The organism is Thermus sp. (genome assembly GCF_040290245.1).
Taxonomy (GTDB): Bacteria; Deinococcota; Deinococci; order Deinococcales; family Thermaceae; genus Thermus_A.
On the sequence record NZ_PSMQ01000010.1, the window covers coordinates 24,272 to 40,742 of the forward strand.

A 16,471-nucleotide genomic window follows, 5' to 3' on the forward strand; every position below is an offset into this window, starting at 1 on the left:
GCTTACGACCTTTCTTCCAAAAGAGCCATCTCCTCCGGGGAGAGCACCACCTCGAGGGCTTCTCGGTGTTCGCTCCGCGAAGCAACCGCGTTGAGCCGGGCCTGGGCTTCGTTCTTGGCCCCCGGGATAGGAAGGGCACCTTCTGGATCAGATACCGGAGGGCGATGGCGGCGGGGTTTGTCCTTTTGGCCTGGGCCAGGTGCTGGAGGAGGGGAAGGACCCGGCGGACCTTCGCCAAGTAGGGCCGGTACCTCTTCCCCCGGTAGCCCCCAGGGGGGTGGTGCGGGTCCAGCTTTCCGGTGAGCCAGCCCATGGCCAAAGGGCTATAGGCCATGAGGGCGATGCCCTCCCGGCGCAGGCCGGGCAGGTGGGCCTCCCAGTCCCGCTGCAGGAGGTTGTACTCCACCTGGTTGGCGAGGAGGGGGACCCTGTGCCGCTCCAAAACCGCCTGGACCACCTCGAGCTGGGCAAGGGAACAGTTGGAGACCCCTACCCCACGGGCAAGGCCCTGTTCATACGCCTCCGCCAGGCCTCGAGGGGAACCGGGGGCCAGGGCCAATGGAGGAGGTAGAGGTTCAAGGCTTCTAGCCCGAGCCGATCCAGGCTCCCCTTGAGCGCTCTGAGGAGGGTTTTTCTGGAAAGGCGCCAGGGATAAGGGGAGAACTTGCTCACTACAAAAGGCCTTTCCCCGGTTTCCGCCATGAAGCGGCCAAGGAGGCGCTCTGAGAGCCCGAATCCATAGAGTCGGACGCCCGCCTCGAGGCTCGCCTGGAAGGCCTGCTTCAGCTCTTTCTCCCCGTAGGCCTGTCCATAGCCCCAGAAAAGCCGGTCCCCCCAGGCCCAGGTGCCCACGCCTATCCTGTGCTCGAAAAGCGCCTTCACGTCAGGCGGAAGGGGTTAAAGTCCGTCTGGTAGTCGTAGTAATCCTCCTGTTCCCGGCGCTTTAGGAAGCCCACCACGGCGTAGGTGAAGGGGGTCATGAGGGCCTCCACCCCCACCTTGAATACGTAGTTGGAGATAAAAACGGACCAGAGGAGCTCGTTCGGCCAGACGCCCAGGAAGGCCACCAGGAGGAAGACCCCGGTGTCCAAGAGCTGGCCCACCAGGGTGGAGCCAATGGTCCTAAGGGCCAGGAAGCGGCCACGGGTGGCGATCTTGAGCTTGGCTAGAACAAAGGCGTTGGCGAACTCCCCCAGGAAGTAGGCGAGGAGGCTTCCCAGGACGATCCGCGGCGTGAGGCCAAAGAGGGTGGAAAAGGCCTGGGCGAAGGTCTGGCTGTCCTGGTCGGTTGGGCTTGGGAGGGCGTTGACCAGGCTGAAGGTGAGGGTGGCGAGGAAGAGGAGGAAAAACCCCGTCCAGATCACCCGGCGGCTCCTCTTGTACCCGTAGACCTCGGTGAGGACGTCCCCGAAGATATAGGCCAGGGGGAAGAGGACCGTTCCTCCATCGAAGGTGAAGGGCCCCAGGAGGACCACCTTGGTGGAGGCGATGTTGGAGACGATGAGGACCGTCACGAACAGGGCGGTGATCAGGTCCAGGTAGCGGTAGACCTTCATTCCTCCTCCGGTTGAATGGACGTGATGAAAGGCAGGTTCCGGTCGAACTGGGCCCGGTCTAGGCCGTAGCCGTAGACGTAAGCGTCTTCGATCTCAAACCCCAGATAATGGATGGGGACCTCCACCTGGCGGCGGCTCGGCTTGGAGAGAAGGGCCACCACCCGGACGGAGCGGGGTTTACGGGCCTCGAGGTATTCCAGAAGGTAGCTGAGGGTGAGGCCGGTGTCCACGATGTCCTCCACCACGAGGACATCCTTCCCATGGATGGGCAGGCGCAGGTCTTTGATGAGCTCCACTTCCCCGCTTGTCCGGTAGGCGTTCCCATAGGAGCTGATGGAGATGAAGTCTAGGGTGAGGGGCAGGGGAATGGCCCTGACCAGGTCGGCCATAAAGATAAAAGCTCCGTTTAGGACGCAGATGAGGTGGGGGGTTTTGCCCTGGTAGTCGCCCGCGATGGCCTCTCCCAGCTCCTTCACCCGGGCCCTAATCGTCTCCTCTGGAATCTGTACGGGTCCGTTCCCGGCCGTGAACATCCGCTTCAGTATACAGGGCCTCCACTTCCTCAGGGCGTAGCCTCCGCCACTTCCCGGGGGGAAGGTCCCCCAGGGGGATGGGCCCCACCTGGAGCCTAAGCAGCCGGGTTACGGGGCGGCCCACTGCTTGCAGCATCCGGCGCACTTCCCGCTTGCGCCCTTCCGCTAGGACCAAGACCGCTCCTCCGGGGGCAGGCCGGCAGGAGAGGGCCCGGGCTGGGCCGTCTTCCATGAGGACCCCCTCCATGAGCTTTTGGCAAAGCGCCTGCGGCAGGGTCCCCCCCTTGGTCCAGACCCGGTAGACCTTCCGGACCCCATGCCGGGGATGGGTGAGGCGGTGGGTGAGGCGGCCGTCGTTGGTGAAGAGGAGGAGCCCCTCCGAGTCCTTGTCCAGCCGCCCTACGGGGTGTAGGCCCGGGATATCGGGAAGGAGTTCATAGACGGTCCGTTCCGCGTGGGGGTCGCTCCGGGTGGTCGTGTACCCCCGGGGTTTGTGAAGGGCAACGACCACCGTTTTCGGGAGTTCCAGCCGCTTCCCGTCCACCTCCACGAGATCGTTTTCCCCCACCCGGGTGGTGAGGTCGGCCGGCTGGCCATTGACCCGCACCCGCCCTGCCCGGATGAGCGCCTCCGCCTTCCTGCGGCTTAAAAGGCCGGCTCGAGCCAGGTATTGGTTAATCCGCATCGGCCTCCGGTTGCACGAAGGAGGGTTTCCGCTTTTCCTTAAGGGCCCTGAGCCCCTCCTCGACCTCTTTCCCGTAAAAGCCCAAGAACTCCAGGGCCAAGGAGGCGTCAAAATGGGGGAGGAAGCTCCTCAGCCAGTGGTTTAGGGCGTGCTTGGTGAAGCTCAGGGCCTCTTTTGGCCCCTGGGCGAGCCTCTCGGCCACCTCGAGGGCCCTATCGTAGACGGCTTCGTCCTCCACCGCTTCGGCTACGAGGCCGAGCCTTTCTGCCTCCTCTCCGGTAAGGGGTTCGTTGAGGAGGAGGTGGTACTTGGCCTTGGCCATCCCCAAAAGCAGGGGCCAGAGGAGAACCGCGTGATCCCCCGCCGCCACCCCGAGCCGGATGTGCCCGTCCAGAAGTCGGGCCCTTTTCCCCACCACCACCACGTCCGAGGCCAGGGCCAGGGCCAGCCCGGCTCCTACGGCCACCCCTTCCACCGCGGCCACCACAGGGCGTGGGAACTCCAAGGGCCCGAGGACCAAAACCCGGGCTTCCCAGAAGACCCGGAGAAGGGCTTCGCGGTCCTGGCGCATCTCCTCGATGAGGCCAAAGGAGCCCCCGGAGGAGAAAACCCCCCCTTCCCCCCGCAAAAGAACGGCCCGCAGGCCCGGGAGGGCCTCGAGGTCCTTCCACACCCCAGAAAGCTGGCGGTGGAGGGCCGGGGAGAAGGCGTTTAAGCCGGGGGCGGACCAGCGAATCTCCAGTACCCCCGGTCTGGGCCAAAGGAACCGGAGATCGGGGTAGGCGGAGAGCTCCACCCCTTCATTTTAAGGACGCCTCGCCTTGAGCCGGAGGAAGGGATGGCTTAGAATCCCTAGGGCATGGCCCTTTTTGCGGTGGAAAAACCCCTGGGCCTGACCTCGCACGAGGCGGTGGAGGAGGCAAGAAAGCGGCTCGGAACCCGCCGGGTGGGGCACACGGGCACCCTGGACCCTCTAGCCACTGGGGTTTTGGTCCTGGTCTCCGACCAGTCCACCAAGCTTGTGCCCTTCCTTTCCTCCGAGGACAAGGAGTACCTGGCCTGGGTTTCCTTCGGCGCCACCACCCCCACCCTGGACGCGGAGGGGCCAGTGGTGGAGGAAGCCCCGGTGCGCTTTGCCCTAAAGGACCTGGAGGCCGCCCTTTCCTCCTTTCTCACCCTCACCGAGCAGGTACCCCCTCTGTTTTCCGCGGTCAAGGTGGGGGGAGTGAGGGCGTACGAGGCGGCCCGGGAGGGGAGGCCCCTAACGCTCGGGCCCCGGCCGGTAAAGTACCTGGAGGTGGAGCTTCTCGCCTTCGACCCCAGTCCGAGGCCCTACCCTATCGCCCCCTCCGCCCGCGGGTGGCGGATCGCCGAGAGGGGTCGAAAGGTGGCGCTTCCCAGGCCCCTGGGCCTTTATCCCACCGCGGTCATCCGGCTGGTGGTGGCCTCAGGGACGTACATCCGGGCCTTCGCCCGGGACCTGGGGGAAAGGCTTGGCACCAAGGCTTTCCTGGCGGGCCTCGTCCGCACCCGGGTGGGGCGGATCGGCTTGGAAAAGGCGGTTTCCCTTTCCGATCTGGCCCCGGACCGGGCCATCCCTGAGGTGGAGGCCCTCCCTTTCCCAGTGGTGGAGCTTTCCCATACCGAGGCCCGGAGGGTCTTGGAGGGGGTGCCCTTGCCCATCCCCGTGGTGGGGTATGTGGCCTTGGTGGACTCGAGGCGGCGACTTCTCGCCATCGCCGAAGGGGACGGGTTCAAGCTTAAGATCAAGCGGGTGCTCAGAAAGGAGGAGGCATGATCATCGGGGTGCCTAAGGAGATCAAGACCTGGGAGAATCGGGTGGCCCTCACCCCCGGAGGGGTGGAAAGCCTGGTGCGGCGGGGGCACAAGGTCCTGGTGGAGCGAAGCGCCGGGACGGGTTCGGGCCTTTTGGATGCTGAGTACGTACGGGCCGGGGCGGAGCTGGTAAGCCGGGAGGAGGCCTGGGGGGCCGAACTGGTGGTCAAGGTCAAGGAGCCCATCCAGGAGGAGTACCGCTTTCTGAGGCACGACCTGATCCTCTTCACCTACCTTCACCTGGCGGCGGACCGTCCCCTCACGGAGGCCCTCCTCAAGGCGGGGACCGCGGCCATCGCCTACGAGACCGTCCAGCTCGAGGACGGCTCCCTTCCCCTCCTCACCCCCATGAGCGAGGTGGCGGGCCGGATGGCTCCCCAGGTGGGGGCGCAGTTTTTGGAGAAACCCAAGGGGGGCCGGGGGGTCCTCCTGGGCGGGGTCCCGGGGGTGGCCCCGGCCAGCGTGGTCATCCTGGGTGGGGGCACGGTGGGGATCAACGCCGCCAAGATCGCCCTGGGGATGGGGGCCCAGGTGACCATTCTGGATGTGAACCACCGTCGGCTCCAGTACCTGGACGATGTCTTCGGAGGACGGCTGGTCACCCTCACCTCTACGGAGGCCAACATCAAAAAGAGCATCCAGCACGCGGACCTCCTCATCGGGGCTGTTCTGATCCCGGGGGCCAAGGCCCCGAAGCTCGTCACCCGGGAGATGCTCTCCTTGATGAAGGAGGGGAGCGTCATCGTGGATGTGGCGGTGGACCAGGGGGGGTGCGTGGAGACCATCCGCCCCACCACCCACGCGGACCCGGCCTATGTGGTCGACGGGGTGGTCCACTACGGGGTGGCCAACATGCCGGGGGCGGTCCCCAGGACGAGCACCTTCGCCCTTACCAACCAGACCCTGCCCTATGTTTTGAAGCTGGCGGAGAAGGGCCTTTTGGCGCTCAAGGAGGACGCCTCCTTGCGCAAGGGCCTCAACACCTATAAAGGCCGCCTCACCCATCCCGGCGTGGCCGAGGCCTTTGGCCTGCCGTATACTCCTCCTGAAGAGGTCCTATGAGGGGGAATGTGACGGTCACCGAGGCCGCCTTGGCCACGATTTTGGCCCTGGCGGCGCACGAGGTCCCGGGGGTGGTGGGGATGAGCCCCGCGGGGCTTAAGGACACCCTGGGCCGGATCCTGGGCAAGCATGAGGCGAGCGAGGGGGTGGTGGTCCGCTCTGACCCCGCAAGTCCGGGAAAGTACCAGGCGGACTTCTACGTGGTGGTGGCCTTTGGGGCCCGTATCCCCACCGTGGTGGAGTCCCTGGCCGAGCGGGTGGCCCACGCGGCCCGGGCCCTGGCCGGGGTGGAGCTTTCCCAGGTCCGGGTCCACGTGGTGGGGGTAAGCCGTGGCTGACTGGGGGCCAAAGGAGGTGGCGGAGGCCTTTCGCTACGCCACGGATTGGTTTTCCGTCTATGTGGAGGAGCTCAATGCCCTAAACGTCTACCCCGTTCCCGATGGGGACACGGGGACGAACATGCTCCTCACCCTCGAGGCCGCGCGGCGGGAGTTAGATCTCGCCGACCCTTCCCGGATGTCTGAGGTGGCCCGGGCCCTGAGCTACGGGGCCCTGCTCGGGGCCCGGGGCAACTCGGGGGTCATCCTCTCCCAGATCCTGAGGGGGTTTGCCGAGGCGATCCGCAAGGCCGAGCGGCTTTCCCCTCCCCTTCTGATTCAGGCGCTTCGGATGGGGGCGGACACGGGGTACAAGGCGGTGATGAAGCCGGTGGAGGGGACGATCCTCACCGTGGCCCGGGGGGCGGCGGAGGGGGCCTCGGGGAGTACTCTGGAGGAAGTATTGGAGACCGCCCTGGAAGGGGCCCGGCAGGCCCTGGAAAAGACCCCGGAACTCCTCCCCGTTCTCAAGCGGGCCGGGGTGGTGGACGCAGGGGGCGCGGGGTATGCCCGGCTTTTGGAGGGGCTTTTGGGATATACCCGGCGCCTCCCACTTCCCGACCCCCCAAAGGTGGAGCGGTACGCCCAGACGGCCTTTGCCGCCGAGGCCTACGGGTACTGCACCGAGTTTCTGATGGAAGGGGTGGAGGCCCCCATTGAGGAGATCCGCCAGGCGGTGGCCCCCTTTGGGGAGTCCTTGCTCGTGGTGGGGGCCGAGGGGTATGTCAAGGGGCATATCCACACGAATGACCCCGATGGCCTCCTCGCCGCCGCGGCCCGGTTTGGCCGGATGGTCCGGACCAAGGTGGAGGACATGTCCGAGCAGCACACGGAGATCCTGGCCATGGCGGGCGCCTTAGAGGAGGCCCCACCCCCCACGGCCCTGGTGGCGGTGGCCCAGGGGTACGGCCTGGTCAAGGCCTTCCGGAGCCTGGGGGCCCGGGTGGTGGCCGGGGGGCAGACGGACAACCCCAGCGTCGAGGACCTCCTTTTGGCCCTCCGGAGCGTACCCAGCCCAAAGGTCATCCTCCTGCCCAACAACCCCAACGTGCTGATGGCCGCCCAGCAGGCTAAGGAGCTTGCCCAATCCTTTGGCAAGGAGGTCCACCTCCTTCCCACCCGGACCATGGGGGCGGGGCTGGCCGCGGCAATCCGGTTCCAGCCGGAGCTTTCCCCAGAGGAGCTCCTTCCTGAGATGGAGGAGGCGGCCTCGCGTTCGGCGACCCTCGAGGTCACCTGGGCGAGCCGAGAGGCGGAGCTGGACGGGCTAAAGGTGGAAAAGGGCCAGCCGATTGGGCTTCTGGAGGGGAGGCTCGCTCTGGTGGGAAAGACCCCCAAGGAGGTCCTGAAGGCCCTGGTCCGGACCGCCCAGGAAGGCAAGGAGGTCCTGACGGTCTTTTACGGGCCGAACGCGGAGGAGGAGGGGCTTGCCGAGGAGCTGGCCCAGGTTTTTCCTGAGCTCGTGGTGGAGGTCCTGCCCGGGGGGCCCGAGCCTTACGCCTACCTGGCGGTCTTGGAATAAGAAAACCTTAAGGCCCTCCTCCCTTCCTCAGGGTATCCTGCAGGATAAGGAGGGTTTATGCGGTTAATATGGTTGCTGCCCTTGGCCCTAGTGGGGTGCACCCTCGAGGTGGTTCTTCCAGACGGGGACCTCCCCGTGGGAAGGTCGGTCGACGTGGCTCTGAACGCGGCAAGCCCGGCGGGGGGTGAGCTCCGCCCTAGCGCCAAGACCTACCGGGTGCAGATAGACCGAGACGGGGCCTTCCAGGTGGCGGCGGTCTCTAGCCACCTCCAGCAAAGGAGCCGGCTCCGCCTTACCCTTAAGGACGCCCAGGGGGTGGTGCAGGCCCAGAGCGTGGCCCGGAACTGGTTCGGCCTGCCCCAGGTGGCCCTGGCCTCTTGCTGCGCCGTCGCCCCCCAGGGGATAACCTCCGACCCCGGCTACCGGCTCAACTTCAAGGCCCGGGCGGGCGACGTGTTCTATGTGAAGGTGGAGAACCTGGCGGAGGACCGGGACCGGGTGACCCTCTCCCTGCGCTCATTCCCCCCCAACCCTTCCGGCCAGGGGGAGGCCTTCACCACCGGGACCAAGCAGGGGGCGATCGAGTTTCTTGGGGAGTTTGACCGGTACAATGTCTCCAACCCCCCGGAGAATCTGTATCTCCGCTTCACCTACACCGGGCCCTTGGACCTGGTGGCGCTTTTGTACACCTCGCCGACCGATTCCAATCCGGTCCGCCTGGATTCCGTGGTGAGCTGTGCCCCGGTCTCCCCCGCGGTTCTTCTGGTGGTCCGGGACCGGGGCCTGGCCCGGGCGGGGTTTGACGAGCCTGGGAGTGGGCAGTATACCCTGGCGCTTTCCTCCTCCTGTCCGTGAGGGGTCGGCTTTGAACAGGATTAGAGTTGGATAAAGGGCCTTAATGCATTTCTAATGGAGCAGGGGGGCTTTGAGCTCCCCTGTCGCCGATTTTCAAAGCTTTTTGGAAATGAACCAAAGGGCTGGGTTATTATGAATAATGAGTGCATATATGCGCATTTCTTAGGGAGCTTTAGGGAAGGCCCGGATACTGAGCTCTGCGATGCGGTCTTGGGTGCTGATCTCGGGTCTGCTCTTCTCAGTGTTCCCTTCGGGAAGCAACTCCCTGGCCTGGGCCGAGATGCCCAAGAAGCTGGTCCTGGAGGCCACCGCTTACACCTCGAGCCCCCGGGAGACCGACCGCACCCCCTTTGTGACGGCCACCGGGATGCGCACCGCCCTTGGGGTCATCGCAGTGAGCCGCGACCTTTTGAAAACCCTTCCCTACGGGACTAAGGTGCGTCTGCGGGACCTGGGTAGCGTGTACGGCCGGGGCCGAGGGAGGTTTGACCACCTCTTTCAGGGGCGGGTCTTTGTGGTGGCGGACACCATGCATCCCAGGATGCGGGAGAAGCTGGATGTCTGGCTTCCCGACCGGGCCTTAGCCCTCCAGTTCGGGCGGCGGCTTCTCGAGGTGGAGGTCGTGGCCTACCCTAGGTAGACTGTCCCCGTGGGCTTCGCCTTCTTCCTGGCCCTGCGCTACCTCTTCCGGCGCAAAACCCAGACCCTGATCGGCCTTTTCGGCATCGGGGTGGGGGTGGCGGTCCTGCTTACGGCCTTGTCCCTGGCCAACGGCTTCACCACCGGCCTCATCCGGTCGAGCCTGAAGGCTTTGCCCCATCTGGTCCTGTTCCGCCTGGGCCAGGCCCTGCCCCCCATGCCCAACCACCCCGAGGTGGAAGCCTGGGCGCCTTTTTCGGCCACCAAGGCCCTCCTCACCCGGCGGGCCGAGCCCGGCCGGGGGGCGGGGGTGGACTTCGCCACCTTGGTGGGTCTGGGGCCAGGGAAAGGCCAGGTCTACCCGGAGCTTGGCCCCCCGCCGCGACCCGGGGAGGTCGTCTTGGGCTCGGCCCTGGCCCAAAGCCTTTCCGCCTTTTTGGGGGATGAGCTCCAGGCCTTTTCCGCAAGCCAGACCCGGATCCCCCTGAAGGTGGTGGGCCGGTTTAGGACGGGCAACTACCTTCTGGACTCAAGCTACGCCTTCACCGCTTTGAAGGATGTGGAAAAGCTTCTAGGGGAGGACGGGCCCTTGGGCTACCAGGTTCGCCTGAAGGACCCCTGGCGGGCCAAAGAGGTGGCGCGGGCCTTTTCCGACCGGTTCTTCGTCCAGACCTGGCAGGACGCGCAGCGAACCCTGCTGGAGCAGCTGGCCCTGCAGAAGGAGGTGCTTTCCCTGCTCCTTTTCCTCATCGTGGTGGTGGCCGCCCTTGGGGTGGCCAACGTGATGGTGTTGTTTGTGGTGGAAAAGACACCCGAGATCGCCCTTCTTAGGGCCATGGGGGCCTCGAGGGGGCAGGTGGCGGCGGTCTTTGCCCTCCAGGGGATTCTTCTCGGGGGGATGGGGGTGGGTCTGGGCAATCTCCTAGGGCTTCTTCTCTCCCTCTCCCTGGCCCAGAGGCCTGTGCCCTTGCCTGGGGATCTCTACTTTCTCACCCACCTGCCCGTGGAGATCCGGCCTGCGGAGTGGGCCCGGGTCTCCGCCTTGAGCTTCTTCACGGTGGTTCTGGCCTCCGTTTTGCCCCTCCTTCGGGCCTGGCGCATCCGGCCGGGGGTGGTCCTCCGCTAGGTGCTTCGGGGATCGGGGTGCTATACTTACACGGGTTTGGCCGGGGTACCCGGCCCAGCTCTCGCGGGAGGGACCTCGAGGAGGTGGGGCATTGTTGAGACTGGTGACGTCCGAATCCGTGACCGAAGGGCACCCGGATAAGCTGGCGGACCGGATCTCCGACGCCATTTTGGATGCCCTTCTCGCCCAGGATAAGAAGGCCAGGGTGGCCGCGGAGACCTTGGTCACCACGGGGCTGGTCTTTGTGGCGGGGGAGATCACCACCGAGGGGTATGTGGACATCCCGGGCCTGGTGCGCAAGACGGTGCGGGAGGTGGGGTATACCCGGGCCAAGTATGGCTTTGACGCGGACACCTGTGCGGTGCTCACCGCCATAGATGAGCAGTCCCCGGACATTGCGGGAGGGGTCAACCTTTCCTACGAGTGGCGGGTCCTGAAGTCCACCGACCCCCTAGACCGCATCGGCGCGGGGGACCAGGGGCTCATGTTCGGCTACGCCACGGACGAGACCCCCGAGCTCATGCCTTTGCCCATCGTCTTGGCCCACCGGCTGACCATGCGGCTTGCAGAGGTGAGGAAGAACGGCGTTCTCCCCTACCTCCGCCCGGACGGAAAGGCCCAGGTCACCGTGGTCTATGAGGGGGAGAGGCCTTTGTACGTGAAGACGGTGGTGGTCTCGAGCCAGCACTCCCCTGAGGTGGACCAAGAACAGCTTCGGGAGGACCTGATCCGGGAGGTGGTCCGCCAGGCCATCCCCTCGGAGTATTTGAGGGAGGGGGAGACGGAGTACCTCATCAACCCTTCGGGCCGGTTCGTCATCGGGGGGCCCCACGGAGACACCGGCCTTACGGGTCGGAAGATCATCGTGGACACCTATGGGGGGGCGGTGCCCCATGGGGGCGGGGCGTTTAGCGGCAAGGACCCCACCAAGGTGGACCGTTCGGCGAGTTACTACGCCCGGTATATGGCCAAGAACATCGTGGCGGCAGGCCTGGCCAAGAGGGCCCTGGTCGAGCTGGCCTACGCCATTGGGAAGGCCAGGCCCGTCTCCTTACGGGTGGAGACCTTCGGGACCGGGGCCGTGCCCGACGAGAAGATCACGGAACTCCTAAGCCGGGTCTTCGACCCTAGGCCCCTCGCCATCATCGAGGAGCTGGACCTTCTAAGGCCCATCTACACCCCCACCTCGTCCTATGGCCACTTTGGCCGGCCGGGCTTCCCCTGGGAGGAGACGGACCGGGTGGAGGCCTTGAGGCGGGAAGCTGGCCTGGGCTAACCGATCTCCACCCGGTTCTTCCCTCGGCGCTTGGCCGTGTACATGGCCGCATCCGCCCGCTTGAGTAGGGAAAGGGGGGAATCGGTGGAGAGGGCTTGGACCACGCCGAAGCTGGCGCTAATGCTCTCCACGGGGGGAACTTGGAGGCCCCTTAGAGCTTTTTGGATCCGTTCGGCCGCTGCCCTGGCCTGGTTCAGGGGGGTTTCGGGGAGGAGGAGGGCAAACTCCTCCCCTCCAAGCCGCACCGCCCGGTCGGAGAGCCGGAGGGGCTCTTCCAGAAGCCGCGCCACCCCTTTGAGCGCGCGGTCGCCGGTGTCGTGGCCATAGGTGTCGTTGATGCGTTTGAAATCGTCTAGGTCCAGGACGATGAGGCTCACGGGCCTTCCGTAGCGCGATAGGCGGCAAAGCTCCTGCTCGAGGGCGATCTCGAGGTAGCGCCGGTTCCACAAGCCCGTGAGGAAGTCGGTGTAGGCGTCTAGATGCGCCTCGAGGTAGCCCTCCTTGATCCGGACCAGGAGGTAGAGAAGGGCCAGGTAGGCCAGGTTGGAGCCCAGAAACTGGGCCAGGGCGTTGAGTTGGGCCGGGCTATAGGCCTGGGGATTTCCGAAAAACGCCAGGGCCAGGGCCGCCAAGGGGCAGATCAGGCTCAGGCGGATCGCCCTTTTGCTTTCGAAAAAGAGAAAGGCAGAAAAGTAAAGAAGAGGGAACCAGTAGGAACTGGGGGAGAGCCCCATGGGATTGGGTTGCCGGTGGAGCTGGTAGCCTAAGGTGGCGATCAGGTAGGACGCTGTGCTCAGGTGGGCCAAGGGGAGGATCCAGCGGGCTTCCTCTGGCCTACGCCAGAGGATAAGGGCCATCAAGGGATATCCAAGGCCCAAAAAAGGCAAAAAGACCTGGTCTACCGGGTCCAGATTCACCTGTTTGGAGGTAAGGTAGGCCACCCAAGCCATCACCCCACCCAAAGGGAGAAGGAGCAAGGCCACCTTCCTCCGAAGAGGCAAGATGGGGTCCAGGAGTTCCAGGGTGGGCCTCATCCACCCCAGCCTACACCTTATCCCCTTAACGGACCCTGAACGCCCCCCTCAGTCCTCGAGGTAGGTGTAGCCGGAAAGCTCCCGCAGGTACCGCTCCAGGAAGAGGCCCTTCTCCGTGGGCGTGAGGGGGCTTTTGCGGACCAGGCGCTCGAGCCTGGCCGAAAGCTCCGCGGCGGAAAAGCCCATACGGCCGATGACCTCCTCCGCGGTCTCCCCCGGGATAAAGCGCTCGATGGCGAACCCATCCTCCCCCACCAGCACCTGCGCCTCCCCCACCCGGCCGAAGAGGTTGTGGTTGGAGCCCAGGACGTCCTGGTAGGCCCCCGTGAGGAAGACCCCCAGGTAGTAGGCCTCCCCGGGCCGGATCTCATGCACGGGCAGGGTCTGGCGGACATCGTGCAGGTCTATGAACCGATCCATCTTCCCATCCGAATCGCAGGAGATGTCCACCAGGGTGGCGAGCCGGTTGGGCTCCTCGTTTAGGCGGCTCAAGGGGACGATGGGGAAGAGCTGATGGATGGCCCAGGCATCGGGAAGACTCTGGAACATGGAAAAATTACATATTAGCTTGTCCGCCAGGAGCTTTTCCAGGTCCTCAAACTCGTCCGGGGCGTAGTCCAGAGAGCGGACGATGGAGTGGGCCTTCCGGGCGATGTAGTAGAAGAGCTCCTCTGCCAGGGCCCGATCCCTTAGGGAGACCAGGCCCAGGTCGTAAAGGGTCTGGAGGGTTTCCTTGTCCGCAAAGGCGTCGTGGTAGGCTTCCCGGTAGTTTTTGGCGGAGAGGGTTTTGGCGGTTTCCCAGATCTCCTTGACCACCGGGTGGACCTCCTCGGGAAGGGGAGGAAGCTTTCCTTCGCCTGGAGGCCGGATGACGTCGATGACCTCCAAAACCAAGACGCTGTGGTAGGCGGTCACCGCCCGTCCGGACTCGGTGACCAGGGTGGGGTGGGGTTCATGGTGCCCCTCCACGATCTCCTGGGTCACGTAGACCAGGTCCTCCGCGTACTCGCTTAAGGTGTAGTTGGCAGAGGCGTAAAAGGTGGTCTTGGAGCCGTCGTAGTCCACCGCAAGCCCCCCGCCCAGGTTCAGGTAGCGAACCGGGGCCCCGAGCTTTCTCAGCTGGACGTAGGTCTGGGCCGCCTCCCGCACCGCCTGCTTGATCTTGCGGATGTCCGTGACCTGGCTTCCGATGTGGGCATGGACCATCTCCAGGCTGTCCAGGAGGCCTTCCGCCCTCAGGGCCTCCACCGCCCGGATGATCTCGGGGGTGGTCAGGCCGAACTTGGCCTGCTCCCCCCCGCTGTTCTCCCACTGGCCCGAGCCCTTGGCCTTTAGCTTATACCGGAGGCCCAAAGAAGGCCGCACCCCCAGTTCCTTGGAAAGCCGGATAACCCGGGGAAGCTCCGCGTACTTTTCCAAAGTGACGATGACCTTTTTGCCGAGTTTTTTGCCCAGAAGGGCCAGGCGGATGAAGTCGTCGTCCTTAAACCCGTTGGTGGTGATGAGGGCATCCTCCGAGAGGTCCTGGGCCAGGATAAGGGCCAGCTCGGCCTTGCTGCCCGCCTCGAGGCCGTAGTCGTAGGGCCGGCCCGCCCGGGCGATGGTTTCCAGAACCAGCCGCCGCTGGTTGACCTTGACCGGGTAAACCCCCCGGTAGCCGCCCTGGTAGCCGTACTTTTCCATGGCCGTTCGGAAGGCCTCGTGGAGCTCCCGCACCCGGGCCTCGAGGATCTGGGGAAAGCGCAAAACCATGGGCAAAGGCCGCCCCTCGTCCCTGAGGGCCTGGACGATCTCGTACAGGCTGGCCCTGGGCCCTTTGGGCCCCAGGGGGGTTACCTCCAGCTCCCCGTCCTCCCCCACCCGGAAAAAGCCCGCGCTCCAGTAGGGCACCAGGTAAAGTTCCGCCGCGTCTTTTGGGGAAAAGCGTTTGGTCTTCTCCAAGGCCAGGTCACCCGCTATGAGTGTAGACCCGGACTCCCGGTTTGCAAAGCCCCCCGGGCCCTTTTGAGCTCGGAGAAGTAGGCGAACCCCTCGCCCTCTGGAAGCGCCCCGGGGTCCAGGAGGTAGTAAAAGGGCCCCTCTCTGTTCACCACGGCAAAGCCGCGTTCCAGGGCCAGTTCTTCCAAACCCTGGGGGAGCTCCAGGGCCAGCCGGGGGCGTTTTTGCTCCTGCCAGACCTCCTCTAAAAGCTCGAGCCAAGCGAGAAGGGCTTCTTTCTCCAACGGGGGGAGGCTGATCCGTAAGGCCCCCTGCTTCTCCCCAAGGGCCCGAAACCGCCTGAAAATCCGCCTTAGGGTGCGCCGCTCCTGGCCTTGGGGCTGGAAGGTGAGGTGTTTATGCCCATAGGCGCTGAAGCGAAACCCGGGGGGGACCTGGTTTTTGAGCCGTCCGATGGTCTCGAGGTCGGGCAGGCGGTGCCACCAGAAGAGCTCGATGGTGGGGAAGACCTGGGCGTACCGGCGCAGGGGAAAGGGGGTGGGGAAGAGGCGGTAGGCCTGGCGGGGTCTGGCCTTAAGCCCCACGAGGATCATAAAAAACTCTCCAGAAAGGCCAGCCCCACCCGGGCCATCAAGGGCGTGATCTCGTGCCCCGTGCCCTCCTCCCGGTAAAGGGCGAGCCGCCCGGGCGGGTAGTGGGGGCGGAGGGCTTCGAGGGCCTCCTCCACCCGGCTTAAAGGAACAATCAGGTCCCGGCTGCCGTGGAGGTGGAGGAGGGGGGTTTGCCCATAGGCCTGGCCTCTAAACACGGGTGGGGCCTCGTAGAGGGCTTTGACCTCCGGGTCTTGGACCAGGTAGCCCAAGGGGGGTTTCATGGGGAGGCCGCTTCCGATAAAGGCCAAGGCCGCCTGGGGCCTTAGGCCCTGGGCAAGGAGGAGGTGAAGGGTGAAGGCCCCCATGCTCCCCCCGGCGAGGAAGAGGGGCAGGCCCAGAGGCTGGGCCACCTCCGCGAGGACCCTTCCCGCCTCCTCGGCCATGCCCAGAACCACCCGGTAAAACGCCTCCACGTAGCGCTCGTCCCTGGCCGAAGGGGGACGGCCCCGGGGACCGTGCCGGGGGGCATCGAAGGCCAAAAGGGCCAAGCCGGCCTCGAGGTAGCCGGGGAGGAGGGAGAGGATCTGCTCCTTGTTTCCCTGCAGGCCATGGAGGGCGAGGAGAAGCCCCCTAGGCTTCTTGGGCAGCCTTAAAAGGACGGGGATCTCTCCTAGGAAAAACCGTTCCTCGTTCATGTGAACAGACTGGAGACCGACTCGCCCCGGTGGATCCGCCAGATGGCCTCCGCGAACAAAGGGGCCACGTCCAGGGTGCGCAGCTTGGGATGGGGCTTGGACAGACAGGTGTTGGTGGCCGCCACCTCCTTGATCGGGCTGTGCTCAATCCTCTCCACCGCTGGCCCCGCATACACCCCGTGGGTGACGGCGGCGTAGACCTCCCTGGCCCCCGCGTTGAGCAGCGTGTCCACCGCCTTGACCAGGCTCCCCGCCGTGGAGATCTCATCGTCGATGATCAGAGCCGTCTTCCCGCGCACATCGCCCACCAGGCTCCTCGCCTCCACCTCGGTGTCGGAAAGCCGGGTCTTCTCGATGAAGGCCAAAGGCAGGGCGAGGCGGCGGGCCAGGGAACTCGCCCGCTTCAGATCCCCCGCATCCGGGGCCACCACCACCGCCGCCTCCAGGTCCTCCACCCGGGTGGCGAAGTAGTTGGCGATGACCGGCTCGGCGGAGAGGTGATCCACCGGGACCTTGAAGAAGCCGTGCACCTGGGGGGAGTGGAGGGTCATGGTCAGGACCCGGTCCGCCCCGGCGGTCTGGAGGAGGTCGGCCACCAGCCGGGCGGCGATGGAGATGCGGGGGGCGTCCTTCTTATCGCTCCGGGCGTAGGAGAAGTAGGGGATGACCGCGGTGACCCGGGCGGCGCTTGCCCCCTTGGCCGCATCGATCAGCATGAGGAGTTCGAACAGGTGGTCCTGGACC

Annotated in this window: 17 protein-coding genes and 1 pseudogene; 8 read left to right on the plus strand and 10 right to left on the minus strand. The window is 65.4% G+C overall.

Features of this window, described 5'->3' with window-relative positions:
• Nucleotides 1–2: 2 nt before the first annotated feature.
• The 5 genes and pseudogenes from C4301_RS02670 to C4301_RS02690 all read right to left on the minus strand — a co-directional run bounded on the left by C4301_RS02670 (nucleotide 3) and on the right by C4301_RS02690 (nucleotide 3,570).
• Nucleotides 3–882 (minus strand): annotated as a pseudogene (locus C4301_RS02670) (aldo/keto reductase).
• Complete coding sequence (locus C4301_RS02675) at nucleotides 879–1,556, minus strand: queuosine precursor transporter (protein ID WP_352413575.1); 678 nt, start codon at nucleotides 1,554–1,556, stop codon at nucleotides 879–881. The pseudogene C4301_RS02670 and the gene C4301_RS02675 overlap by 4 nt, the downstream one beginning before the upstream one ends.
• Complete coding sequence (gene hpt, locus C4301_RS02680) at nucleotides 1,553–2,089, minus strand: hypoxanthine phosphoribosyltransferase (protein ID WP_352413576.1); 537 nt, start codon at nucleotides 2,087–2,089, stop codon at nucleotides 1,553–1,555. Before hpt ends, C4301_RS02675 begins: the two co-directional genes overlap by 4 nt.
• On the minus strand, nucleotides 2,040–2,774 hold the full coding sequence (locus C4301_RS02685; RefSeq protein WP_352413577.1) for a pseudouridine synthase: 735 nt from the start codon (nucleotides 2,772–2,774) through the stop codon (nucleotides 2,040–2,042). Before C4301_RS02685 ends, hpt begins: the two co-directional genes overlap by 50 nt.
• Nucleotides 2,764–3,570, minus strand: coding sequence for an enoyl-CoA hydratase/isomerase family protein (locus C4301_RS02690; RefSeq protein ID WP_352413578.1), 807 nt, complete (start codon nucleotides 3,568–3,570; stop codon nucleotides 2,764–2,766). The genes C4301_RS02685 and C4301_RS02690 overlap by 11 nt, the downstream gene beginning before the upstream one ends.
• A gap of 63 nt (nucleotides 3,571–3,633) precedes the next feature.
• Between C4301_RS02690 and truB the strand changes: the two genes are divergently transcribed.
• From truB to metK, 8 genes are all read left to right on the plus strand, one after another.
• Entirely contained in the window at nucleotides 3,634–4,572 is a 939-nt protein-coding gene (gene truB / locus C4301_RS02695; RefSeq protein WP_352413579.1) for a tRNA pseudouridine(55) synthase TruB, read from the plus strand.
• Nucleotides 4,569–5,672: an alanine dehydrogenase gene (ald, locus tag C4301_RS02700; protein ID WP_352413580.1), complete on the plus strand. Its 1,104-nt coding sequence runs from the start codon at nucleotides 4,569–4,571 to the stop codon at nucleotides 5,670–5,672. The genes truB and ald overlap by 4 nt, the downstream gene beginning before the upstream one ends.
• The gene (locus C4301_RS02705) at nucleotides 5,669–6,010 is read left to right on the plus strand and encodes an Asp23/Gls24 family envelope stress response protein (protein ID WP_352413581.1); all 342 of its coding nucleotides are present in this window, start codon (nucleotides 5,669–5,671) and stop codon (nucleotides 6,008–6,010) included. The genes ald and C4301_RS02705 overlap by 4 nt, the downstream gene beginning before the upstream one ends.
• Nucleotides 6,003–7,571: a DAK2 domain-containing protein gene (locus C4301_RS02710; protein WP_352413582.1), complete on the plus strand. Its 1,569-nt coding sequence runs from the start codon at nucleotides 6,003–6,005 to the stop codon at nucleotides 7,569–7,571. Before C4301_RS02705 ends, C4301_RS02710 begins: the two co-directional genes overlap by 8 nt.
• Before the next feature lie 57 nt (nucleotides 7,572–7,628).
• Nucleotides 7,629–8,426: a hypothetical protein gene (locus C4301_RS02715; RefSeq protein ID WP_352413583.1), complete on the plus strand. Its 798-nt coding sequence runs from the start codon at nucleotides 7,629–7,631 to the stop codon at nucleotides 8,424–8,426.
• Between the two features lie 280 nt (nucleotides 8,427–8,706).
• The gene (locus C4301_RS02720) at nucleotides 8,707–9,066 is read left to right on the plus strand and encodes a 3D domain-containing protein (RefSeq protein WP_503012380.1); all 360 of its coding nucleotides are present in this window, start codon (nucleotides 8,707–8,709) and stop codon (nucleotides 9,064–9,066) included.
• 9 nt (nucleotides 9,067–9,075) lie between these two features.
• Nucleotides 9,076–10,191 carry an FtsX-like permease family protein gene (locus C4301_RS02725; protein ID WP_352413585.1) on the plus strand — a complete coding sequence of 372 codons (1,116 nt, stop codon included), beginning with the start codon at nucleotides 9,076–9,078 and terminating at the stop codon, nucleotides 10,189–10,191.
• Between the two features lie 94 nt (nucleotides 10,192–10,285).
• Entirely contained in the window at nucleotides 10,286–11,467 is a 1,182-nt protein-coding gene (gene metK, locus C4301_RS02730) for a methionine adenosyltransferase (protein ID WP_352413586.1), read from the plus strand.
• On the opposite strand, the gene C4301_RS02735 is transcribed toward metK, so the two are convergent.
• The 5 genes from C4301_RS02735 to C4301_RS02755 all read right to left on the minus strand — a co-directional run.
• Complete coding sequence (locus C4301_RS02735) at nucleotides 11,464–12,501, minus strand: GGDEF domain-containing protein (protein WP_352413587.1); 1,038 nt, start codon at nucleotides 12,499–12,501, stop codon at nucleotides 11,464–11,466. The genes metK and C4301_RS02735 overlap by 4 nt on opposite strands.
• A gap of 48 nt (nucleotides 12,502–12,549) precedes the next feature.
• Complete coding sequence (gene speA / locus C4301_RS02740; RefSeq protein ID WP_352413588.1) at nucleotides 12,550–14,442, minus strand: biosynthetic arginine decarboxylase; 1,893 nt, start codon at nucleotides 14,440–14,442, stop codon at nucleotides 12,550–12,552.
• A gap of 14 nt (nucleotides 14,443–14,456) precedes the next feature.
• Nucleotides 14,457–15,032 (minus strand): DUF72 domain-containing protein, encoded by a 576-nt coding sequence (locus C4301_RS02745; protein ID WP_352413589.1) that lies wholly within the window; start codon nucleotides 15,030–15,032, stop codon nucleotides 14,457–14,459.
• Nucleotides 15,029–15,727, minus strand: a complete 699-nt coding sequence (locus tag C4301_RS02750; RefSeq protein ID WP_352413590.1) for an alpha/beta hydrolase — start codon at nucleotides 15,725–15,727, stop codon at nucleotides 15,029–15,031. The genes C4301_RS02745 and C4301_RS02750 overlap by 4 nt, the downstream gene beginning before the upstream one ends.
• The coding region (locus C4301_RS02755) for a ribose-phosphate diphosphokinase (RefSeq protein WP_352413591.1) at nucleotides 15,724–16,471 on the minus strand (748 nt) is incomplete at its 5' end. The genes C4301_RS02755 and C4301_RS02750, both read right to left, overlap by 4 nt.